Source organism: Streptomyces sp. NBC_00162 (assembly GCF_024611995.1).
GTDB lineage: Bacteria > Actinomycetota > Actinomycetes > Streptomycetales > Streptomycetaceae > Streptomyces.
The window spans coordinates 6,924,130-6,946,415 of the sequence record NZ_CP102509.1 but is presented as its reverse complement, the minus strand read 5'-3'; the positions used below and the strand labels follow the sequence as shown (position 1 = coordinate 6,946,415).

Below are 22,286 nucleotides of genomic sequence, written 5' to 3'. Positions count from 1 at the left end.
CTGACAGTGGCCTCAGCCGCGGGTGCGGGCCAGCTCCTCGTAGAAGTGGAGGAGGTCGAGGTTGTCGACGGAGCCCGGATTGACGGCCTTGGCCAGCGGCGCGCCCTGGAGGAGCCGCTTGACGGGGACCTCGATGCGCTTGCCGGTGAGGGTGTGCGGGATGCCCGGGACCTCGATGATCTCGTCGGGGACGTGGCGCGGGGAGAGTTCCTCGCGGATCGTCGCCTTGATCCGGGCGCGGAGGTCGTCGTCGAGGGTGGCGCCGGGGGCGAGGTGGACGAAGAGCGGCATCCAGTAGCCGCCGTTCGGCTCCTCCAGGCCGATGACCAGGGATTCCTTGATCTCGGGGAGGCGCTCGACGGCCTCGTAGATGTCGGCGGAGCCCATCCGGACGCCCTGGCGGTTCAGGGTGGAGTCGGAGCGGCCGTGGATGATCACCGAGCCGTGGTCGGTGATCGTGATCCAGTCCCCGTGGCGCCAGATGCCGGGGAACATCTCGAAGTAGCTCTCGCGGTAGCGGCTGCCGTCCGGGTCGTTCCAGAAGCGGACCGGCATGGACGGCATGGGGTTGGTGACGACGAGCTCGCCGACCTCGCCGACGACGGCCTTGCCGGACGGGTCCCACGCCTGGAGGTCCGTACCGAGGCAGGCGGCCTGGAGCTCGCCGATGTGGACGGGGAGGGTGGGGACGGCTCCGGCGAAGCAGCTGCACACGTCGGTGCCGCCGCTGACGGAGGCGATCCAGAGGTCCTCGGCCACCTCGTCGTGGAGCCAGCGGAATCCGTCGGGCGGGAGCGGGGAGCCGGTGGTCGCCACGCACTTCACGCTGGACAGGTCGAAGTCGCGGGAGGGGTGGACCTCGGCCTTGCGGCAGGCCATGACGTACGCGGCGGAGGTGCCGTAGAGCGTGGCCCCGGTCCGCTCGGCGATCCGCCACTGGGCGCCGGTGTCGGGGTAGCCGGGGCTGCCGTCGTACAGGACGACGGTGGTGCCGGTGAGCAGGCCGGAGACGAGGAAGTTCCACATCATCCAGCCGGTGGAGGTGTACCAGAAGAACCGGTCCTCGGGGCCGAGGTCGCAGTGCAGGCCGAGCTGCTTCAGGTGCTCGAGGAGGATGCCGCCCTGGGACTGGACGATGGCCTTGGGCAGGCCGGTCGTACCGGAGGAGTACAGGACCCAGAGGGGGTGGTCGAAGGGGACCGCCTCGAAGACGGGCTCGGTATCCGCGGAGGTCAGGTCCGACCAGGTGAGGGCGCCCGCGGGGGCCGGCGTACCGAGGAGCGGGATGTGGACGACCGCGCGCAGGGAGGGGAGCTCGGCGCGCAGCTCGGCGACGGTGTCGCGGCGGTCGTGCTGCTTGCCGCCGTAGCGGTAGCCGTCCACGGTGAACAGGACGACCGGCTCGACCTGCTGGAAGCGGTCGAGGACGCTGCGGGCGCCGAAGTCGGGGGCGCAGGAGGTCCAGACACCGCCGACGGCGGCGGCGGCGAGCAGGGCCACGACCGCTTCGGGGATGTTGGGGAGGTAGCCGCTGACCCGGTCGCCGGGGCGTACGCCGAGGGCGCGCAGCTCTGCGGCGAGGGAGCCGACCTGGCGGCGGAGCGCGGCCCAGGTGACGGGGGTGGCTTCGTGGGTCTCGTCCACGTACAGCAGGGCGGCGTCGTCGGCGCGGGCCGGGTCCTCGGCGGCGCGCAGGGCGTGCTCGGCGTAATTGAGGGTGGCTCCGGTGAACCAGCTCGCGCCGGGCATGGAGCGGTCGGCGAGGACGGAGGTGTACGGGGTGGTGAAGCGGACGTCGAACCACTCGGCGACGGCCTGCCAGAAGGTGTCGAGCTCGTCGACGGACCAGCTGTGCAGGGCGGGGTAGCCGCCGTCGGCCGGGGCTCCGAAGCGCTCGGCCGCCCAGGCCTGGAAGGCGGTGATCCGGGCCGCGGCGATCCGGTCGGGGCCGGGGGCCCAGAGGGGTTCCGGCTGCGTGGCTGAGGTCATGGGTCGGCTCCCGGTCAAGTCTGCGGCTCGCGCTTCGTGTGCGTACGGTGCCATCGCGCGGGGGGTGGGTGCGCGGCGGCTCACAGGGACCATGCCATGTGATCGACATCCGCACCAGAGTCGCCATCACCGCTCACGAGGTCGGCGGCATGTGGTCGGCCACCAGTCGCCGGCGGTCACGCGCGGGGGTGCGGGGACGGTCGCCTGTGGGTGAACGGCAGTTGAACGCAGCACCTGCGCGCGGGGGCCGGTGGCAGGGTGATCTCCATGAACGGTCGTGATCTGGTGCGTGCGGTGAAGGACATCGGTACGGAGCGCGGACGGCGCGCCTGGCTCTCGGCGTGGCGCCACCGGCGCGCGGACGCGGTGGGGCTCCCGCGCCGGGGCGCGGAGCGGGCGCGGGTGCCGGGGCTGCTGACCGGTACGGAGCCGCGGCCGGGCGGGGGCGTGCTGCGGTTCGCGCGCTCGGAGCTGCTGGTACGGGTCACCGCGGGCGGCGCGGTGTTCTGGGGGTGGGACGGGGCCGGGCCGATGCCGTCGTACGCGGTGGTGGGCGCGGGACCGGAGCCGGATCCGCGGGCCTCGCTGGAGCCGGACACGGGGGGCGGCTGGCGGGTGGTGTCGGAGCGGGTGACGGTGGCGGTGTCCCGGCATGGGGCGGTGGAGGTGCGCACCCCGGGCGGGACGGTGCTGCGGCGGGAGCTGCCGCCGCGCTGGTGGGAGCCGGTGTCCGGCGGCGAGGGGGCCGAGGAGGCCGGGTCGGGCGGTGGGCCGCGGTGGCTGCAGCGGAGCGAAGTGGCGGCGGACGCGCGGTTCTTCGGGCTGGGCGGGCGGGCGGCGGGGCCGAGGCTGCGGGACGGGGTGTACCGGCTGTGGAACACGGACCCGAGGGGCGGGTTCGGGCCGGGTGACGATCCGCTGTACGTGACGATGCCGGTGCAGATGGTGGTGGCGGACGCGGGGACGCACCTGGTGTTCCACGACAACTCCTGGGACGGCCGGGTGGTGTTGCGCGAGGGCGAGGAGGGCGCGGGTTCGGGGGTGGACCGCCCGGGGTTGAGCGAACTGCGCATGGAGGGCGGGCCGCTGAGGTGCTGGGTGCTGGTGGGGACGCCGGCGCGGGTGTTGCAGGGCTGGTCGGGGCTGACGGGCGGGGCGGCGGTGCCGCCGGAGTGGGCGCTGGGCTACCAGCACGCGCGGTGGGGTTTCGGGAGCGCTGAGGAGGTGCGCCGGGTGGTCGGGGGCTATGCGGAGCGCGGGTTCCCGCTGTCGGCGGTGCACCTGGACATCGACCACTACGACGGGCACCGGGTGTTCACCGTGGACCGCGGGCGGTTCCCGGATCTGCCGGGGCTGGCACGGGAGTTGGGCGAGCAGGGGGTGCGGCTGGTCTCGATCGTCGATCCGGCGGTGAAGGCGGGCGACCCGGTGCACGCGGCGGGGCGCGCGGTGGGGGCCGAGGGTGCCTTCGTACGGGACGCGGAGGGCGCGGAGGTGCGCGGCGAGGTGTGGCCGGGCGAGTGCGCGTACCCGGACTTCACCGATCCGGCGGTAAGGGAGTGGTGGGGCGGGCTGTACGAGGAGCGGCTCGCGCAGGGCTTCGCGGGCTTCTGGCACGACATGAACGAGCCGGTGTCCTTCACCCCGTTCGGGGACATGACTCTGCCCCGTTCCGCGCGGCACTCGATGGACGGCGCGGGTGGGGACCACCGGGCCGGGCACAACGTGTACGCGCTGGGGATGGCGCGGGCCGGCTGGGAGGGGCTGGTCCGGCTCCGGCCCGCCGAGCGGCCGTTCCTGTTCTCCCGGTCGGGATGGGCGGGGATGCAGAGGTACGGGGGCACGTGGTCGGGGGACGTGGAGACCGGCTGGGACGGGCTGCGGGCCTCGCTGGCGCTGGTGCTGGGGCTCGGACTGTGCGGGGTGCCGTACTCGGGGCCGGACGTCGGAGGCTTCGGCGGGTCGCCCTCCCCCGAGCTGTATCTGCGGTGGCTGCAGCTGGGGGCGTACCTCCCGCTGTTCCGGACGCACTCGGCGATCTGGGCGGGGCGGCGGGAGCCGTGGGAGTTCGGGGCCGAGGTGGAGGAGCATGCCCGCGCGGTGATGGCGGAGCGGGAGCGGCTGCGGCCGTACTTCGTGACGCTGGCGCACCTGGCGCGGCGGACCGGGGCCCCGTACGTACGGCCGCTGTGGTGGGGGACTCCGGAGGAGCGGCGGCTGCGGGACTGCGAGGACGCGTTCCTGCTGGGCGATGCGCTGCTGGTCGCCCCGGTGCTGGAGTGCGGGGCGGACCGGCGGGCGGTGCGGCTGCCGCGGGGGCGGTGGTACGACACCGCGACGGGGGCGGCTTACGAGGGCCCGGGCCAGATCCTGCTGGACGCGCCGCCGGGCCGGATCCCGGTGCTGGCGCGGGCGGGCGCGGTGCTGCCGGTCCGCTCCGCCGGGGGTGGCGATGTGGAGCTGGAGGTCTGGGCTCCGGCGCGGGGCCGCACGGGCGGCGGGGTGGTGATCCGGGACCCGGGTCCGGGCTTCGAGGCGGGCACGGTCGAGCGGTACACCGTGCGGTGGGCCGGGGACGCGGTGGTGGTCGAGACGGAGGCGGGGACCGCGGTGGAGGGTGTGGTGGTGCGGGGGCTCCAATCCCCGGACAGGGCTTAGGCCTTGTACTTGCCTGCGAACCAGGCGGCCGCTGCCTGGGTGTGGAGGGGGAAGGCCAGGTCGGTCGGGGTGCGCAGGATGTGCCAGCCCGTGGTTTCGTCCGTCGGTGCCGAGGCGGGGAGGGTGGCGGCCGGGCGGAGCGGGAGGAGCCCGAAGAGGAGGAGGTGGCCGGCCGGGGAGCTGAGGGCGTCGGCGAGGGCGACCTCCGAGGCGGGGGCGGTGATGCCGGTCTCCTCGCGGAGTTCGCGGACGACCGCGTCGCGCCAGTCCTCGCCGAAGTCGATGAAGCCGCCGGGCAGGGCGATGCCGCCGAGGGCCGGTTCGATGGTGCGGGTGATGACCACGAGGCCGGTGCCGTCCGCGTCCTCGACGGGGAGGAGGGTGACGGCCACCGGGAGCGGGTTGCGGTAGGCGGTGGCGCCGCACGAGGTGCAGGTGCGGGGCCAGGTGGTGGTGGCGTAGGGCGCTCCGCAGGTGGAGCAGTGCGAGTCCCTGATCTGTGCCGTCATCCCGTGATGGTAGGCCAAGGGGCGGGTGTGTCACGGCTGTTGCGGGTCGGGGGGCGGTGACGTCTGTCGCGTCCGCGCGGCCGTGAGTACCGTGCCGGGCATGACTTTCAGTTCGTACGAGGAGTTCTGGCCGTATTACGTCGCCATGCACTCCCGCGCCGCCACCCGCTGGGTCCATCTCACCGGGACCCTCACCGGCCTCGCCGTGACCGCCTACGGGCTGGCGCGCGGCCGCAAGCGCTACCTCGCCGCGCTCCCGCTCATCGGGTACGGGACCGCGTGGCCGGCGCACTTCCTCATCGAGAAGAACAACCCGGCCACCTTCGGCCATCCGGGGTGGTCGCTGCGCGGGGACGCGCAGATGATCCGGATGATGCTGGCCGGGCGGGACGCGGAGCTGGCCGAGATCGCGGAGAAGTGGCTCGCCGAGAACCGGTGACCCGGCCCGCCCACCCGTGACACACTCCTGACGATGCGTCAGGTTTCTGCATGGGAGGGGTCTTGGCACTCACACGTACACCCGTCGTGAGCGGGTGGTTCACCGAAACCGCGGCGGACGGCGGCTTCCGGCTGCTCGGCACCCGGTGCTCGGCCTGCACCGCGGTGTTCTTCCCGCGCGAGGACGCGTACTGCCGCAATCCGCAGTGCCCGGGCGGCGGGGAGCTCGCCGAGCTGCCGCTGTCCCCGCGCGGGCGGGTCTGGTCCTACACCGACGGGCGCTACCGGCCGCCCGCGCCGTACGTGTCCGACCCGGCCGCGCCCTGGGAGCCGTACACGCTGGTCGCGGTGGAGCTGGAGGCCGAGGGGATGGTGGTGCTGGGGCAGGCGGTGCCCGGGGTGGGTGTCGCCGACCTGGCGGTCGGGATGGAGGTCGAGGTGGTGGGCGGCGTGCTGAACGAGGACGAGGAGGCCGGGACCGCCTGGACCACCTGGCAGTTCAAGCCGGTGGGAGGGGACGCGTGAGCGCCGACATCGCCGTCCTCGGGGCCGGGATGCACCCCTGGGGCAAGTGGGGCCGCAGCTTCGTCGAGTACGGGCGGACCGCCGCCCGGGCCGCGCTGGCGGACGCCGGGCTGGACTGGACGGACGTGGGGTCGATCGTCGGCGCCGACACCGTGCGCTCCGGATATCCGGGCTACGTGGCCGGTGCGACCTTCGCCCGGGCCCTCGGCTGGCAGGGGGCCCGGGTGACCAGCGTGTACGCGGCCTGCGCGTCCGGCGCCCAGGCGATCGGGACGGCCCGGGCGCAGATCCTGGCCGGGCTGGCCGACGTGGTGCTCGTGGTGGGCGCGGACGCGGCGCCCAAGGGGTTCTTCGCCCCGGCGGGAGGCAACCGGCCCGACGATCCGGACTGGCTGCGCTTCCGCGTGCTGGGCGCCACCAACCCGGCGTACTTCGCCCTGTACGCACGCCGCCGGATGGCCGTCTACGGGGACACCCCTGAGGACTTCGCCCAGGTCAAGGTGAAGAACGCGGCGGCCGGGACGCTCAACCCGAACGCCCGCTACCGCAAGGCCGTCTCCGCCGAGGAAGTGGCGGCCTCGGCGGTGGTCGCCGATCCGCTCCGGCTGCTCGACATCTGCGCCACCTCCGACGGGGGCGCGGCGCTGGTACTCACCAGCATGGACTTCGCGCGCTCGCGCGGGATCGCCGACCCGGTTCGGATCCGGGCGGTCTCGACGGTGACCCCCACCTATCCGCGCACGGTGCTGGACCTCCCGGACATCGCCACCGATTCGGCGGTGGCCGTGCGGCCCGCGGCCGGCTCCTTCCGGGCCTCGATCGCGCGCGCCGCCTACGAGGAGGCGGGCCTCGGCCCGGACGACCTCTCGCTCGCCGAGGTGTACGACCTGTCCACCGCCCTGGAGCTGGAGTGGTACGAGGACATCGGCCTCTGCGGGGAGGGCGAGGGCGCGAAGCTCGTACGGGAGGGGGCGACGGCACTCGGCGGGCGCATACCCGTCAACACCAGTGGCGGGCTGGCCTCGTTCGGGGAGGCGGTGCCGGCGCAGGCCATCGCCCAGGTGTGCGAGCTGACCTGGCAGCTGCGCGGTACGGCCGGGGAGCGGCAGGTGCCGGGGGCACGGGCCGGGATCACCGCGAACCAGGGGCTGTTCGGCCACGGGTCGGCCGTGGTCGCGGTGCGCTGAGCGGCCCTGACCGGCGGGTGTTGTCGGAACGCTTGACGACCCCCGGCGGCAGGTTCACACTCGCTCCACAGTCCCGTGCGGCGCCCGGGGCTCCGAATCCCCCCATGAGAGCTGCGGCCCGTACCCCAGTCGGCGGGGGTACGGGCCGCCTCCATGTCGTCCCCGCTGGGTCAGGTCCCTGTCGTCAGGCTCCGGCGCCGTGCCCGTGCCACCGACATCGCGTGCTCCACGACGCCGACGAGCACGTCCTTCACGGACTCCCGGTCCCGCGCGTCGCACAGCAGCACCGGCACCCCGGGGTCGAGGTCGAGGGCCTCCCGTACGGTCACCACGGGGTGCCGGTCCGCGCCGTCGAAGCAGTTGACCGCGACGACGAACGGGATCTCGCGCCGCTCGAAGTAGTCGACGGCGGCGAAGCAGTCGGCGAGCCGGCGGGTGTCCGCGAGGACCACCGCGCCGAGCGAGCCCTGGGCCAGCTCGTCCCACAGGAACCAGAACCGGTCCTGTCCGGGCGTGCCGAACAGGTACAGGACCAGGTCCTCGCGCAGCGTGATGCGCCCGAAGTCCATGGCCACGGTCGTGGTGCTCTTCCCCTCCACTCCCCCGGTGTCGTCGATGCCGACGCCCGGCTCCGAGAGCAGTTCCTCGGTTCGCAGGGGTTTGATCTCGCTTACCGCACTGACCAGGGTGGTTTTGCCCACCCCGAAGCCGCCCGCGACCAGGATCTTCAGGGTCAGCGGCTCGACCGGTGACACGGCATGCATGGCACCGGTGCGGCTAGAGCGCCCGAAGGCCATCGATCACCTCACGCAGAATGGATTCATCGGGCAGTTCGGCCGGCGGTACCGGCCGGGTCACGTGGACCAGTTCGTCGTCGGCCAGGTCCCCGATCAGGACGCGTACGACGCCGACCGCGAGGTCGAGGTCCGCCGCGAGTTCGGCGACCGACTGCGGCCGGTCCCGGCACATCCCCAGGATGTGGGCGTGCTCCGGCGACAGGGTCATGTCCCAGACCGGATCGTCGGCCGCCGGTTCGGCGACGACGAGCGCGATCAGGTCCAGTCGGTGCTGGCCCGCGTGGCTGGTCCGGCCGCGGGTCATCGCGTACGGGCGGACGACCGGACCCGCGTCGTCGTCGAACCAGTGCGCGTGGTCCGGGGCGGGGGCGGGGTCTCCGGCCGGGGTGGTGGCGGGGTGGTCCTGGCCTGGATCGCTCATGCCGTACGACTCACCCTCCGGCTGGCAGCCCGGTGCGCGGGGCGGTGGCCAGGTGGTCGCCCACCCGCTTGACCATCAGGGTCATCTCGTAGGCGACCTGGCCGACGTCGGAGTCGGCGTCGGCGAGCACGGCCAGGCAGCTGCCGTCACCGGCGGCCATGACGAACAGGAAGGCCTCGTCGAGCTCGACGACGGTCTGGCGGACCCGGCCGGAGTCGAAGTGCCGGCCGACTCCCTTGGCCAGGCTGTGGAAGCCGGAGGCGACCGCCGCCAGGTGCTCGCTGTCCTCGCGGGTCAGGTCCTTGGAGCTGCCGGTGGGCAGGCCGTCGCCCGAGAGGACCACCGCCTTGCGGATGGAACCGACCTTGTCGACGAGCTCGTCGAGGAGCCAGTTGAGCGGGCCGGAGCCGCGGCCCCTGGTGTCGTTGCCGGTCTGCGGTGCGGTCATCGACCGTCCCCTTCGTTCTCGTTCGCGGGACCGGTGGCGGCGGGGGTGCCGGCCCCGGTCTCGGACTGCTGCTGTGCGTGCTGGTTGCGGCCCGCGGTCCAGCCTCGCTGGAGTGCGGACATGCGCGTGCGTACGTCCTCCGCGTCGCGGTCCCTGACGGGGGCGGTGTCGGCGTCGCCGGCGGCCGCGGCCGCGGCGTTCTTGAGCTGCGGTGCCAGGCTGGCCTGGCGGACCCGGCGGGGCAGCCCGGCGCCGGCCGGCGCGTCCCCGGAGGCGGGTGCGGGCGTGGGTGCGGGCTGCGGGACCGCGGACACCGGGCGGGGATCCACCCGGCGGCCGTGCTCGGCGACCAGGGTCGGGGCGGGCCGGCGGCGCGGCAGCGGTACGGCTCCCGGGGAGCGGGGGCCGTCGGGACGGGGAGTCTCCACCCGCTGGGCGTCGAGCCGGACCGGGCCGGTGGGGCGGTCCCGGTGGCGGTCGGTGTGCTTGCCGTCCGCCGGGCGCAGGCCCAGCAGGGCGCTGCGCGGGGTGCCGTTGGGCGGGGTCTCGTCGTCCAGGGTGGCCATGACCGGACGGCCGCCGATGCCGTCCCGGGCGGCCGGGTCCCCGTCGAGGCCGTCCACCGGGTCGAGGCCGAGGACGTCGATCGGGGGCTCCAGCTCGACCGGGCCGCGCAGTTCGGCGACCGGCAGCGAGCGGCCGGAGCCGGCGGGGACCGCCCGCTGGACGGCGGCGGTCGCGGACCGAGCGGAGGGGATCGCGCCGGTCCGCCCGGCGGCCGCCTTGCCCGCCGGGCCGTCGTCCAGCCGGATGCCGGTGCCGTTGGTCTCGGGGGCCTCGGTCAGCAGGGCCACCGGGATGAAGACCACCGCGGTGGTGCCCCCGTACGGGCTGGGCTGGAGGACGACCTTGACGCTGTGGCGCTGGGCGAGGCGGCTGACGACGAACAGGCCGAGGCGGTCGGTGTCGGAGAGTTCGAACTCGGGGGTCTCGGCGAGGCGGAGGTTCGCGTCGAGCAGCGCCTCCGGGTTCATGCCGAGGCCGCGGTCGTGGATCTCCAGGGTGAAGCCGTTGGCGACGCGCTCGCCGTGCACCTGGACCGCGGTGTGCGGCGGTGAGAACACGGTGGCGTTCTCCAGGAGTTCGGCGACGAGGTGGGTGATGTCGGCGACGGCGGGGCCCGCGATGCCCAGGCGCGGCAGCCGGCGCACCTCGATGCGCTCGTAGTCCTCGACCTCGGCGACGGCGGCCCGTACGACGTCCATCAGCTGGACGGGCTTGCGCCACTGGCGGGAGGGGGCGGCGCCGGAGAGGATCACCAGGCCTTCGGCGTGGCGGCGCATGCGGGTGGTCATGTGGTCGAGGCGGAAGAGGTCGGCGAGCTCCTCGGTGTCCTCGGTACGGCGCTCCATGGTGTCGAGGAGGGTCAACTGGCGGTGCAGGAGCACCTGGTTGCGGCGGGCCAGGTTGACGAACACCTCGGAGACGCCGCGGCGGAGCTCCGCCTGTTTCACGGCGGCCTCGACGGCGGCCCGCTGGAGGGTGTTGAGGGCCAGGCCGACCTGGCCGACCTCGTCCTTCTCGTACTCCAGGCGGGGCGCCTCGGTCTCCACGTCCACGTGCTCGCCCGCGGCGAGGCGGCGCATCACGCTCGGGAGGCGGACCCCGGAGACCTCGTGGGCCTCCTTGCGGAGCCGGGACAGGTCGCGGACCAGGTCGCGGCCGATGCGTACGGACAGGACCAGGGAGACGACGAGGGCTATGAAGCCGAGGATGCCGGCGACGGCGGCCTGGACCAGCACGTCCATGGCGACGGGCTCGACGCGCTTCTGGTAGCGGTCGCCGGCGTCGGTGCCCATGGCGGCGAGCTCGTCGAGGACCTTGGTGGCGGCCTCGTCCCACTGGGCGGCGGTGACGCGCGGGTTCTTGCCCGGGCCGCCGTTGAGGAACCGTTCCTCCGTGTCGCGCAGCATCTTGCTGTCGGGGCCGCCCCAGTACTGCTCGAACCGCTGGCGGTCGGCTGCGGGGAGGATCGCGAGGTTGAAGTCGTACAGCAGTTTGCGGTTGGCGGCGAAGTCGGAGACGTGCCGGATGTCGATGGTGCTGACGTTGCGGGCGGCGAGGGCGGAGGCGACGACGGCGTCCTCGCGGGAGAGCGTCTCGCGGGCGCGGGTGATGCCGACGAGGGCGCGGCCCTGCTTGTCCATCTCCACGTTCTCCAGCGCGTGGAGATTCATGAGGAACTCGTAGCAGGGGTCGACGAGCCGGCTGTAGAGGTCCAGTGCCTGGCTGGGGTCGAGGGTGTTCTGGTCGACCGAGCGGCGCAGGGCGCTGATGCCGTGGACGGCGCCCAGGATGGAGCGCAGGCGCTGGGCGTTCTGGGGGCTCAGCTGGCCGACGACCTCGGGGTCGCGGGCGTTCGCGCTGATCTGCTCGACGGCTTCGTCGGTGGCGGCGCGGCGCTTGGCGAGTTCGGTGGTCGCCGTGGAGGCGCGTGGGTCGCCGATGACCACGAGGGTCTGGCGGCGTTCCTTCTGGATGACGCGGACGACGTCCTCGATGGGATAGCCGACCTTGTCGATGACGTAGGCGACGTCCAGGAGTTGGACGGCCTGACGACCGGTGATGACCGTGGCGAAGGACCAGAGTGCGGTCAGGGAGACGAGCGGCACAAGGAGCAACGCGACGATCTTCCGGCGGATGGACTTCCCGCGAAAGCGCATGGCCTCCCCAGCCTCCCCCAGCTCAGCCCCGAAGTCGGGGGTCGGTGTTCCGACATTTAAACGGCGTGAGCCTACTACTGCCGCGCAGCGGCTTCGAAGGCGTGTCCGGACGTTTTCGGCCGGACCCCTGGACGAAGATCACGAGTTGTCCGATACTTCCGGTCAAGAGCGGCCCGATATGTGGCACATGACACTTGGTGGGGCGTCAGTTCCCGCAACAGGATGGATGGCTGGAATTATTCGTTCCGCGATCCAGGGGGCGAGGGGACGGCTCCGCGATCCGGGAATCTCTCGGCGGCGCCGTACGTCTTCTGTTCACGGGGGCACGTCGGGGTAGACGTGTGGGGTAGGCATTGCGGACCGCGCGGTGGGGAGTGAGCGGACCATGGGCAGGTACGAGGACGGCGGCGACGCGGGCCGGCGCGGGCTGTGGGTGGAGGAACCGGCCCGGCGGCGCCGGATGCCGGACCCGGTGCGGGCGTCCGCGGTGCGGGCGGTGCTGATCGTGTCGGTGACCCTCACCCAGGCGACGGTCACCTTCTTCCTCACGCTCACCGGGTCCTGGCTGGCCTTCCCGATGGCGCTGGGCGCGGTCGCGGGGACCATCGTGGCCACCTGGGGCGTGCTGGACGTGTGGATCACCCGGCAGACGTGGAACCAGCGGTACGGGGTGGTGTCGGAGCCGAGCAGCACGGCGCGCAGCCGCCGCCGGGAGGCGCGCCGGGCCGCCAAGGCCGCCCGAGCGGCGCGCAAGGCGGACCCGGCCCGAATATCCCGCGAGGACGGCCCCCTCGCGGCCTTCGGCCGGCGCTGACCGGCCGGGCGCCTGCCGGGAGTACGGCTCGCCCACCCGGCGGACGGAGTCCGTCAGATGGGCGTCAGCTCCGGCAGATGGGCGTCAGCTCCGGCGGAACATGCGGGTCGCCGTGATCTCGCCGTGGATGGTCTCCTGCTCCGGGGACTGCTGCGGGAGGCCCGGGCGCAGGTGTTCCTCGACGCTGATGTACTTCAGGCCCGCCCGCAGGTCCGCGTCGTTGCGCAGCCGGATGACCAGCGGGAACTCGGCGAGGGCCGTGGTGTCGAACAGGCCCGTCGTGTAGAGCAGCTGGACACCGAGGGCGTCGGAGACGGCCCGCTGGAGCTCCAGCAGGTACGTGGCGTTCGCGCGGCCGATCGGGTTGTCGAGGAACAGCGTGCCCGCGTGGCGGTGCTTGTCGCGGCCGCGGTCGTTGCTGCGCAGCGCCGCCATCGTGCAGTAGAGGGCGATCGCGGCGGTCAGCAGCTGCCCTCCGGAGAAGACGTCGCCCATCTGCCCGACCGGCACGCGCTCGGCGCGCAGCACCGCGTCCGGCTTCAGGATCTCCACGGAGATGCCCTTGGGTTCCAGCGCCGCCTGAACGCCCCGCAGCAGCAGGGACATGCCGTCGCGGCGGCCCTCGCCGAAGGAGGCGGTGCTGTTCTTCTTCACCGCCGCACGGGTGGCCTCGTCGATGACCTCGCCGAGCCGCTCGGAGAGCGTGGCCTGGTCCGGTTCCTCGAAGCGGATCCGCAGGAACTCCTGGCCCGACCACTCCCCCAGGCCCTCCGGCAGCTGGGAGAGGCGCTGCGCCGAGCGGAGCGTGGCCAGGGCCGACTCCACGAGGCCGCGCAGCCGGTCGACGATGCTGTCGCGGTTGCGCTCCAGCTGCGCCAGTTCGTCGGTGAGGACCCGCAGTCGCGGGGCGAAGGCCGCGGCCCAGGCTGCCGCGTGCTCGGGCAGGGCGGAGGCGGGCAGTTCCCGGATCTGCTGGCGCGCGGGGGTGCGTACCTGCTCGTAACGGGTGGCGTTGGCGTGCCGCACCAGGATGTCGCTCGCCTCGCGCACGGCGGACTCGGCGGCCGAGAGGTCGGCCGCGCAGCCGCGCAGCGCGCGACGGGCCTCGGTGGCCGACTGGCGGGCCTCCTCCAGGGTGCCGGCGTGGGGCGCGGGCTCCTGCTCGTCGTCGGCGTGGGTGTGGTCGCGCAGGAGGTCGCGCAGCAGGGCCGCGGTCTCGTCGAAGCCGCCGGCGCCGTCCTCGGCGGCGCGGTGGGCGCGCAGCAGGTCCGCGTGGGCGGCCCGGGCGCTCTCCACCGCGGCGCTGTGCGCGGCGAGCTGGGCAGTGGCCGTACGGAGCAGGACCTGCGCGTGTTCCACGTGCTCGGGGATCAGGTCCTCGGGCAGTTCGGTGTGCGCCTCGCCCTCGGCGGGGGCGAGGCGTTCGGCCTCGCCGCGCAGCCGGCCGAGCTGCTCGCTCGCGGTGGAGGCCCGGGTCTCCAGCATCTGGACGAGGGATTCGGCGCGGGCCGCGGCGGCCTGGCGGGAGGGCCCGTCGGCGCCGTCGGGGCTTTCGAGGAGCTGGGCGGCCCGGGTGCGGACCTTGTTGGTGAGGCGGTCGAGTTCGGCGAGGGCGGCGCTCTCGTCGCTCTCCGCGCGGGCCTGTTCGGCGCGCAGGTCGGCGCCGACGCCGACCTTCTCGTAGAGCTGGGAGGCGGCGCGGTAGGCCTCGCGCAGGTCCGGCAGCGGCGCCTTGGCTGTGCCGTCGTCCTCGGGGAGCGGCTCGGGGGCCCCGGCGATGTCGGCGCGCTCGGCGCGCAGGGCGCGGGCGGTGCGGCGGGCGTCGTCGGCGGCGCGCTGGGCAGCGCGGCGGTCCTCGTCGGCGGCGCGGGCCCGGTCCAGGCAGACCTCGGCGCGGGCCTCGGACTCGGCGGCGTCGTCGGCGAGTTCGCGGAGCCGGGCCTGCCAGCCGGCGCGTTCGCGCAGGCGGAAGGCGAGGCCGGCGAGGGCGTCGGCGACGCGGCGGGCCCGCTGGGCGGTGTCCTGGCGCTCGTCGCGCACGCGGGCGGCGTCGGCGGCGGCCTCGTCGGCCTCGGCGCGTACGGTACGGGCCTCCGCGAGCTCGGCATCGGCCTCCTCGGCGAACGCACGGGCGGCCTCGGCCTGCTGCGCGAGCTCGGCGAGGCGGCCGGGCGGGCAGCCGGTGCGCCAGGAGGCGAGGCGGGCGGCGAGCTCGCGGTCCCCGGCGAGGCGGGCGGCCAGCTCGCGGATCTCGGTGTCGCGGGCGGTGGCGCGGGTGCGCAGTGCCTGGCGCTCCTCGTCGGCGGCGTGCTCGTCGTGCATGGCCGGGTTCGGCGACACGATGAAAATGCTGGACACCGCCGAATCGGCGTCCACGGGCGCCACCGGCGCCAGCAGGGCGGCGGCCGTGCCGACGGCGACGGTGGAGCGGGGCAGCAGGGCGGCGCCGGAGAGGACCTCGCGGGCGCGGCTGTGGGTGTCGGGGTCGGTGATGACGACGCCGTCGACGAGTTCGGGGCGGGCCGCGAGGACGGCCGCGTGGTCGGCGGGGTCCACGGACTGGGCGAGGTAGCGCCAGCCGGGGAGGGCCGGGATGCCGTGTTCGCCGAGGTACTCGACGGTGGCGAGGACGTCGGGGCCGGGCGGCAGCAGTCCGCCGTCGCCGAGCGCGCCGAGGATGCGGGCGTCGTCGGCGGCGGCGGTGCGCAGCTCGAACAACTGCCGTTCCGCCGCGGCGACTCCGTCGGTGAGCAGGGTGCGCAGCTCGTCGGCGCCCCGGTCGAGGTCCTCGGCCGAGAGCCCTCCGGAGGGGCTGTCGGGGTGGTGCTGCCCGCGCACGGCGGACGTGCCGCCGGCGGAGGCGTCGCCCGTGCGCGGGCCGGGGACCTCGGCGTCCGCGGCGGCGGGGAGGCCGAGGAGCTCGGCCAGCCGCGGTGCGGCCGCGAGGGCCGTGGCGGTGCGGCGTTCGCCGTCGTGGGCGGCTTCGGCCGCGTCGGCGGCGTCCGCGGCGCGGGCGGCGGTGAGTTCGGCGCGGGCTTCCGCGGCGGCGGCCTCGCGGGCGGCGTCGGAGGCGGCGCGCGCGGCCTCGCGGGACTCGTCCCAGGCGGCGACGGCGGTCTTCTCGGCGTCGGTGGCGGCCAGCGCGGCCCGGGCCGGGTCGGCGTCGGGCGCGGAGTCGTCGAGCCAGCCGGCGCGGACGGCCTCGGCGGTCTCCTGCTGGACCTCCCCGAGGCGCGAGCGGAGGTGTTCGGCCTCGCTGCGGGCCCGCTGGGCGGCCGTCGCGGCGGCGGTGGCGTCGCGGTGCGCGGCCTCGCCGGTGGCCTGGAGGACCGCGGAACGTTCTTCCTCCTCGTTGGCCACCCGCTCGCCGTGCTCGGCGGCGGTGTGCAGGGCCCGTACGAGGTCGGTGGCGGCCGTGGCGCGCGCGGCCAGTGCCGGGGCGGCGTCCCGCTCGGCCTCCAGGATCGCGGCGGCGACCCGGGCGGAGCGGTCGGCGGCGGCGCGGTGGCGCAGTACGGTCTCGGCGGTCTGCCACGCGGAGTGCAGCGTGCGCGCCTCGAGGAGTTCGCGGCGCTGGGCGGCGGCGGCCTTGTCGGCGACGGTCAGGGCCAGCGAGGCGTGCCGGTAAGCGAGTTCGGCGGAGACGGCGGCGCTGCGGGCGCGGGCGGATTCGGCGGCGGTGACCTCGTGGGCGGCGCCGGTGACGCGCTGGGCGAGGTCGGCGGCGCGGCCGCGCTCCTCGGTGGCGCGGGCGGACAGCCGCCGGGCGAGGGTGCGCGTGCGGCGCTCGGCGCCCGCGTGGACGTCGCGCAGCCGGGAGCGGGTCCCGGTGGCCTCGACGATGCGTCCCAGGAGGTCCACCGAGCCCGCGGTGAAGTCCCGTTCGGCCATCAGCTCGGCGCGGCGGCCGAGCTTGTTGCCGAAGCCGTGGACGAGGTCGGCGAGGCCGTCCGTGTCGCGGGTGTCGGTGACGGCGCGCAGCAGCAGGTCGGTGAAGTCGGAGTCCTTCTTGACCGCGAAGAGGCCGGCGGCCTCGCCCTCGTCGGCGTTCATCTCGCGCTGGTAGCGGAAGAGTTCGGGGTCCAGGCCGAGTTCGGTGAGGTGCTCGTTCCAGCGGTCGTGGATCTCCTCGAAGCAGACCTCGAGGTGCGGGTAGGCCTTGCCGGCCTCGGTGAGGGCGTCGCGGAAGCCCTTCATCGTGCGGCGGCGGCCCTGGGCGCCGGAGGCGCCTTCGACGGGCGGGCGCACGGCGGTGGCCTCGGCGACGGGCAGGTTGTCGAGGCCGAGGCCCGGACCGGGGCGGAAGGAGTACCAGGCCTCGGCGAACTTGCGCGGGTCGTTGGAGACCTGGCGGCCGCGCCATTCGCTGACCTTGCCGACGACCAGGCACTCGCCGGTCTGGGTGTGCTGCCATTCCAGGGCGACGTGGCCGCAGTCGTCGGCGAGCAGGAACTTGCGCAGTACGCCGGAGCTGGCGCCGCCGAGGGTGTTGCGGTGGCCGGGGAGCATCACCGAGAAGATCAGCTTGAGCAGGACGGACTTGCCGCCGCCGTTCTCCAGGAAGAGCACGCCGGCGGGCGCCGGGCGGCGCGGCGGGCCGGTGGGCTCGTCCTCGAAGAACTCCGCCTGCGCGGGTGCCGGGTGGGGCACCGGCTCGCCGACTCCGCGCAGGTCGAGCACGGTGTCGGCGTAGCGCGCACCGGCGGGCCCGATGGAGTAGAGGCGGATCCGGGACAGCTCGTACATGGCGGGGGACTCTCGTTGTTTCTCGGTGTACTCGGTGCGTTCTCGGTACGCGGGGCAGGTGGCTCAGGCGTGGAACGGCAGGCCAGCGTCGGCCGCGAGCTCCAGGTCGTCGCCCTCGGGTGGCGGCAGCAGGGTGGCGGAGCCGTCGCTGACGGGGACCACGCCCAGTTCCAGGAGTTCGGCCATGGCCGCGCTGCCCGCCATGTCGCGGACCTGGAGCTGGTAGCGGGGGGTGGTGCGGTACGTACCTCCGGCGTCGTCCCCGGTGCGCTGGAGGAAGCCGGACTCGGTGAGGAAGGCGGCGGCCTTGCCGACGATGCCGGTGGTGGAACCGGCGAGGCGGCGGGCGTCCTTGGTGGCGCCGGTCGCGCTGCGGCGGGCGTAGACGCGCCAGGCTGCCTCCAGGCCGGGGGCGTCGGAGGCGGGGTCGGTGTTCTCGCCGAGCTCCTCGGCCCGCTCCTCGAGGCGGCGGCAGGTCTGCCGGACGAAGGCGTCGACGCCGTTGACGGTGATGCGGCCGATGTAGCCGTCGTCGGCGAGGTCCTCGGGGCGGGGGAAGGCGAGGGCGGCGACGGCGAGGTGGGCGAGGCCGTGCAGGAAGCGGTCGGCGGAGTCGGCGGCGGTACGGCGGGCGTAGTCGCCCATGCGGACGGCGAAGACGGAGTCCTCACCGGCGGCCACGGCCATGCCGGCGCGCGGGGACACCTCCAGGACGACGAGGCCGAGGCCGGTGGCGACGGCGTCGGCGAGGCGGCCGAAGGCGGGGTCCTCGCGGTAGCGGCGCAGCAGCTCCGCGTACTCGGCATCACGGGCGGGGAGGAGCTTGGGCTGCAGCCCGAAGGCGACGAGCCGGGCCGCGTCGGCGGCATCGGCGGGGGTGAGGGTCCCTGCGGTGGCGGGCGCGACGGGAGCCGACGGCGCGTCGGGCTCGCTCCACGCGGGGTGCTCGGCGTGGTGGTCGCTCACGGGCGGGTCTCCTCGGCGGTGGGGGTGGCTGTGTATGGAGAAGCGGGCAGGACCGCGGCGGCGGGCAGGGCGGGCGGAGCCGCTCCGGCGGGCAAGGTGGCTCCGGCGGGCAGAGCCGCTCGGGCGGGCAGGACGGCTCCCCCGCACCGCCCGGCCGGGGCGGCGGCGGCCGTCATGCCGCCTCCGAGCGGTCGGCGGCCATCCCGGCCGCGTCCAGGAGGGCGGTGCCGACGATCAGGTCCGCGCCGCCGAACTCGGGGTCGTCGAGCTGGGTGCCGTCGTCCACCGCGAAGAGCAGCCGCTCCTCGCCCTGGCGGTAGGCCGTGCCGACGGCCGGGCTCGCCGCGTGGACCGCCAGCAGGGCCACCAGGTACGGCAGGTCGGGGTCGCTGCGGCGGGCCTCCGCGAGGAGGCCGGACAGCCGGCGCGGGGCGTCGTGCGGCAGGTCCAGGAGCTCCATCGCGGCGGCGAGCTGCTCCTCGCTGAAGCGGCTGTCGTCCGGGGTCGCGATGAGATCCGGCTCGGGCATCTCCGCACCGAGGTGCTCCCGCTCCACGGGCGGGGTGAGCAGTATGTCGACCAGGTCCCCCACCCGCACCGAGACCGGCGTGCGCAGGCCCGCGCCGGAGGCGAAGAAGGCGTCCGTCACCCGGCGCGCCCGTTCCAGCGGGAGCGGCAGCAGCGGGGCCACCAGCTGGCCGTACAGATCGATGCCGGAGCGCGGCGCGGGGGCGGCGAAGGCCTGGCGGTCCTGCTCGGCGCGGAAGAGCGGCCCGGCGTCCAGGAGCCGGGACTGGAGCTGGGTGTGGCGGCGGATGCAGTCCTTGACGATGTCGACGAGTTCGGCGGCGCGCCGCTTGCTCTCCGGCTCCTCGGCCTCGTCGCGCGCCCTGCGGATGTTGGTCAGGATCGCGTTCTCGTGGCGGTAGCGGTCGGCGACGTGGTCGAGGGCCTCGTCGATCATGTCGGGGACGGACTGGAGCCAGTCCACCGCCCGGACGTTGCGCCGCGTCGCGTCCAGGGTGCGGCGCAGGGTCTCCGCGTACTGGACCGTCCGGTACCGGGCCTGCTCGGCGGCGAGTTGGGCGTCCGCCAGCCGGCCGCGGCTGATCAGCACCTCCAGCTTGACCTCGGCCGCGATCTGGGCGCTGGTCACGTCGGTGTCGAGGGCTCCGACCAGCACGTTGACGGCCTCGTCGGTGGTGCGCAGGTAGACCGCGCCGCCGTACCCCGGCACCTCCTCGATCAGCTTGAAGTCGTAGTCGCGCCGGACGTAGACGCCGTCCGGGCCGAAGGTGCCGTAGATCGCGCGGAAGCCGCGGTCCACGCTGCCGACGTTGATCAGGTTCTCCAGCACCCAGCGGGCCACCCGCTCGTGCTCGGCCGCGGGCCGGGCCGGGGCCTGGGCTGCGACGCGCGGGAGCAGTCTGGCCACTATCTGCTCGTGGTCGGCGCCGGTGTCGAAGTCCATGTTGAGCGTGACCAGGTCGATCGCGGCCAGCGCGACCTCCGCCATCGCGTAGACCCCGTACTCGCCCGCCAGATTGGCCTTGCGTACGTCGAGGTCGTGCAGCGGTGCGGTGCAGGCGAGGGCGCGCAGCCGCCGGGCCAGGCCCTCGTCGGCGGCCGGGCCCGGCGCCGGGGACGGAAGGGTCTTCGCCGGGGCGGGGAGAGTCACGGACAAAGACTAGGCGCTGACCCTGACAACATCCCAAACGGCATGGTTCGGCCGGATCGTCCGCGGATCGTCCCCGGCTACCGGGATCACGACGGCAGGCCTGTTCTACGCTCACCGCATGGCTTCCATGATCACACCCACCGAGGCGGCGATCGACCTCAACGCCGACCTCGGCGAGGGCTTCGGGCGCTGGACGCTCACGGACGACGAGGCCCTGCTGTCCGTCGTCACGAGCGCCAACGTCGCCTGCGGTTTCCATGCCGGGGACCCGTCCATCATGCGCCGGGTCTGCGAGCTGGCGGCCGAGCGGGGCGTACGGATCGGCGCGCAGGTCTCCTACCGCGACCTGGCGGGCTTCGGGCGGCGCTCGATGGACGTGCCGCCCGGTGAGCTCGCGGACGAGGTGGCCTACCAGATCGGGGCGCTGGAGGTGTTCGCGCGGGCCGCCGGCTCCCGGGTGTCGTACGTGAAACCGCACGGCGCGCTCTACAACCGCACCGTCCACGACGCCGGCCAGGCCGCCGCGGTGGTCGCGGGGGTCCTGACGGCCGGGGGCACCCTGCCCGTACTCGGCCTCCCGGGCTCCCTGCTGCTCGCGGCCGCCGCGGAGGCGGGGCTGTCCCCCGTGCCGGAGGCCTTCGCGGACCGCGCCTACACGCCAGCCGGGACGCTGGTGCCGCGCACCGAGCCGGGGTCGGTGGTGCACGATCCGGACGCCGTGGTGGCGCGGGCCGTACGGATGGCGACGGAGGGGACGGTCACGGCGGCCGACGGGTCCCCGGTCCCCGTCGCCGCCCGCTCGCTGTGCCTGCACGGGGACACCCCGGGGGCCGCGGACCTCGCGCGCCGGGTCCGCGCGGCGCTGGGCGCGGCCGGGGTCCGGGTGGAGGCCTTCGCGTGAGGACCCTCGTGGCCGGCGGGGAGGCGCTGCTGATCGAGGTGGACTCGGCCGCGGAGGTGGCCGCGCTCCACGCCGAACTGCTGCGGCGCCGGGACGCGGGCGAGCTGGGTCCCGTACGGGACCTCGTGCCCGCCGCGCGGACGGTACTGCTGGACGGCGTACGGGACCCCGCCGGGCTGGGCGCCCGGATCGCCCGCTGGGAGGTGCCGCCGCTCGCGGAGGCGCAGGGCCCCCTGATCACCGTCCCGGTGCGGTACGACGGGCCGGACCTGGCGGAGGTGGCGCGGCTGTGGGGGGTGGCCCCGCGGGCGGTCGCGGGCATCGTCGGCGACACCGTCTTCCGGGTGGCCTTCTGCGGGTTCGCGCCCGGCTTCGGCTATCTGACCGGGCTCCCGGAGCGCTTCCGCCTGCCCCGGCGGGCCACGCCCCGTACGGCCGTCCCGGCGGGCTCGCTGGCCCTCGCCGGGGAGTACGCGGGGGTGTACCCGCGCTCCTCCCCCGGCGGCTGGCAGCTGGTCGGGTCCACGGACGCGGTGCTCTGGGACCCGCAACGGGATCCGGCTGCGCTGTTCGCGCCGGGGGTGCGGGTGCGGTTCACGGAGGCGGGCCGATGACCGGGCTGCTGGTGGTGCGGCCGGGAGCGCTGACCACGGTCCAGGACCGGGGCCGCCCGGGATACGCGCACCTCGGGGTCCCGCGCTCGGGAGCCCTGGACACGGCGGCGTACGCGCTGGCCAACCGGCTGCTCGGCAACGCCCCGGACGCGGCGGCGCTGGAGACGACCCTCGACGGGGTCGGGCTCCGGGCCCTGGCTCCGGTCACCGTGGCGGTCACGGGCGCGCCCTGTTCCGTACGAGCGGCCGGCCGCCCGGTGGCCTGGGGAGCCGCGGTCAGGCTGCCGGCCGGAGCGGAGCTCGAGGTGGGCCGGGCGGAGTCGGGGCTGCGCAGCTACGTCGCGGTGCGGGGGGGCCTCGGCGTCCCGCCGGTCCTGGGCAGTCGCTCGACGGACCTGCTGTCGGGCCTGGGGCCGCCGGTCCTGTCGGCCGGGACCCTGCTGCCGGTCGCCCCGCCGGGCCCGGACCCGGTCCCGGCGGCGGATGCCTGCGGACTGCCCGCGGCGCCTTCGGAACTGCTGCTCCCGCTGCGGCTGGGGCCGCGGGCGGACTGGTTCACGCAGGCTTCGCTGGCCGGGCTGTGGCGTTCGGTGTTCCGGGTGTCGCCGATGTCCAACCGCATCGGCCTGCGCACGGAGGCGGGCGCACCGCTGGTCCGGGCCCGGGAGGGCGAACTGCCGAGCGAGGGCATGGTCCTGGGCGCGGTCCAGGTCCCGCCGGACGGCCTGCCGGTGGTGTTCCTGGCCGACCACCCGGTGACGGGCGGCTACCCGGTGGTGGGCGTGGTCCCGCCGGGCCGGGCCCTGGACGCGGCGGCGCAGGCGCGGCCGGGGGTTCCCGTACGGTTCACGCGCTCCCGATGAAACGTTCGA

The 22,286-nt window shown here is 74.9% G+C and carries 18 protein-coding genes; 8 read left to right on the top strand and 10 right to left on the bottom strand.

Going from position 1 to position 22,286, the window contains the following annotated elements:
* Positions 1 to 12: 12 nt before the first annotated feature.
* Positions 13 to 1,989 carry an acetoacetate--CoA ligase gene (locus JIW86_RS32280; protein WP_257557367.1) on the bottom strand — a complete coding sequence of 659 codons (1,977 nt, stop codon included), beginning with the start codon at positions 1,987 to 1,989 and terminating at the stop codon, positions 13 to 15.
* A gap of 267 nt (positions 1,990 to 2,256) precedes the next feature.
* On the opposite strand from JIW86_RS32280, the gene JIW86_RS32275 reads away from it, so the two are divergent.
* Positions 2,257 to 4,647, top strand: coding sequence for a glycoside hydrolase family 31 protein (locus JIW86_RS32275; protein ID WP_257557365.1), 2,391 nt, complete (start codon positions 2,257 to 2,259; stop codon positions 4,645 to 4,647).
* Here JIW86_RS32275 and JIW86_RS32270 read toward each other — a convergent pair.
* Entirely contained in the window at positions 4,644 to 5,156 is a 513-nt protein-coding gene (locus JIW86_RS32270) for an NUDIX domain-containing protein (RefSeq protein WP_257557363.1), read from the bottom strand. The genes JIW86_RS32275 and JIW86_RS32270 overlap by 4 nt on opposite strands.
* Positions 5,157 to 5,256: 100 nt before the next feature.
* On the opposite strand from JIW86_RS32270, the gene JIW86_RS32265 reads away from it, so the two are divergent.
* From JIW86_RS32265 to JIW86_RS32255, 3 genes are all read left to right on the top strand, one after another.
* Positions 5,257 to 5,595, top strand: a complete 339-nt coding sequence (locus tag JIW86_RS32265) for an Mpo1-like protein (RefSeq protein ID WP_251065480.1) — start codon at positions 5,257 to 5,259, stop codon at positions 5,593 to 5,595.
* 62 nt (positions 5,596 to 5,657) lie between these two features.
* The gene (locus tag JIW86_RS32260; protein ID WP_257557361.1) at positions 5,658 to 6,119 is read left to right on the top strand and encodes a Zn-ribbon domain-containing OB-fold protein; all 462 of its coding nucleotides are present in this window, start codon (positions 5,658 to 5,660) and stop codon (positions 6,117 to 6,119) included.
* Positions 6,116 to 7,306, top strand: coding sequence for a lipid-transfer protein (locus JIW86_RS32255; protein ID WP_257557359.1), 1,191 nt, complete (start codon positions 6,116 to 6,118; stop codon positions 7,304 to 7,306). Before JIW86_RS32260 ends, JIW86_RS32255 begins: the two co-directional genes overlap by 4 nt.
* 170 nt (positions 7,307 to 7,476) lie before the next feature.
* Here the strand turns inward: JIW86_RS32255 and JIW86_RS32250 are convergent, their stop codons facing one another.
* Genes JIW86_RS32250 through JIW86_RS32235 form a run of 4 tightly spaced genes read right to left on the bottom strand, consistent with a single transcriptional unit; the run spans position 7,477 to position 11,695 of the window.
* Complete coding sequence (locus JIW86_RS32250) at positions 7,477 to 8,103, bottom strand: GTP-binding protein (protein WP_215149338.1); 627 nt, start codon at positions 8,101 to 8,103, stop codon at positions 7,477 to 7,479.
* Positions 8,084 to 8,524 carry a DUF742 domain-containing protein gene (locus JIW86_RS32245; RefSeq protein WP_257557353.1) on the bottom strand — a complete coding sequence of 147 codons (441 nt, stop codon included), beginning with the start codon at positions 8,522 to 8,524 and terminating at the stop codon, positions 8,084 to 8,086. Before JIW86_RS32245 ends, JIW86_RS32250 begins: the two co-directional genes overlap by 20 nt.
* Before the next feature lie 10 nt (positions 8,525 to 8,534).
* A complete protein-coding gene (locus JIW86_RS32240; protein ID WP_215149340.1) occupies positions 8,535 to 8,972 on the bottom strand; it encodes a roadblock/LC7 domain-containing protein in 438 nt (145 codons plus the stop codon).
* Positions 8,969 to 11,695: a nitrate- and nitrite sensing domain-containing protein gene (locus JIW86_RS32235; RefSeq protein WP_257557351.1), complete on the bottom strand. Its 2,727-nt coding sequence runs from the start codon at positions 11,693 to 11,695 to the stop codon at positions 8,969 to 8,971. The genes JIW86_RS32240 and JIW86_RS32235 overlap by 4 nt, the downstream gene beginning before the upstream one ends.
* A 385-nt stretch (positions 11,696 to 12,080) precedes the next feature.
* Between JIW86_RS32235 and JIW86_RS32230 the strand changes: the two genes are divergently transcribed.
* Positions 12,081 to 12,509 (top strand): hypothetical protein, encoded by a 429-nt coding sequence (locus JIW86_RS32230; protein WP_251065481.1) that lies wholly within the window; start codon positions 12,081 to 12,083, stop codon positions 12,507 to 12,509.
* An 84-nt stretch (positions 12,510 to 12,593) separates the two neighbouring features.
* Here the strand turns inward: JIW86_RS32230 and JIW86_RS32225 are convergent, their stop codons facing one another.
* From JIW86_RS32225 to JIW86_RS32210, 4 genes are all read right to left on the bottom strand, one after another.
* Positions 12,594 to 17,255 carry a hypothetical protein gene (locus JIW86_RS32225; protein WP_257557349.1) on the bottom strand — a complete coding sequence of 1,554 codons (4,662 nt, stop codon included), beginning with the start codon at positions 17,253 to 17,255 and terminating at the stop codon, positions 12,594 to 12,596.
* A gap of 63 nt (positions 17,256 to 17,318) precedes the next feature.
* Complete coding sequence (locus tag JIW86_RS32220; protein WP_215150585.1) at positions 17,319 to 18,221, bottom strand: hypothetical protein; 903 nt, start codon at positions 18,219 to 18,221, stop codon at positions 17,319 to 17,321.
* On the bottom strand, positions 18,218 to 18,397 hold the full coding sequence (locus JIW86_RS32215) for a hypothetical protein (protein ID WP_257557347.1): 180 nt from the start codon (positions 18,395 to 18,397) through the stop codon (positions 18,218 to 18,220). Before JIW86_RS32215 ends, JIW86_RS32220 begins: the two co-directional genes overlap by 4 nt.
* Positions 18,394 to 19,899, bottom strand: coding sequence for a hypothetical protein (locus JIW86_RS32210; protein WP_257557346.1), 1,506 nt, complete (start codon positions 19,897 to 19,899; stop codon positions 18,394 to 18,396). The genes JIW86_RS32215 and JIW86_RS32210 overlap by 4 nt, the downstream gene beginning before the upstream one ends.
* A 127-nt stretch (positions 19,900 to 20,026) precedes the next feature.
* On the opposite strand from JIW86_RS32210, the gene JIW86_RS32205 reads away from it, so the two are divergent.
* From JIW86_RS32205 to JIW86_RS32195, 3 genes are read left to right on the top strand one after another with little or no spacing between them, the layout of a single operon-like run.
* Positions 20,027 to 20,800 (top strand): LamB/YcsF family protein, encoded by a 774-nt coding sequence (locus tag JIW86_RS32205; RefSeq protein WP_215150589.1) that lies wholly within the window; start codon positions 20,027 to 20,029, stop codon positions 20,798 to 20,800.
* Entirely contained in the window at positions 20,797 to 21,414 is a 618-nt protein-coding gene (locus tag JIW86_RS32200; protein ID WP_257557344.1) for a 5-oxoprolinase subunit B family protein, read from the top strand. Before JIW86_RS32205 ends, JIW86_RS32200 begins: the two co-directional genes overlap by 4 nt.
* Positions 21,411 to 22,277, top strand: coding sequence for a biotin-dependent carboxyltransferase family protein (locus tag JIW86_RS32195; RefSeq protein WP_257557343.1), 867 nt, complete (start codon positions 21,411 to 21,413; stop codon positions 22,275 to 22,277). The genes JIW86_RS32200 and JIW86_RS32195 overlap by 4 nt, the downstream gene beginning before the upstream one ends.
* Positions 22,278 to 22,286: the final 9 nt, after the last annotated feature.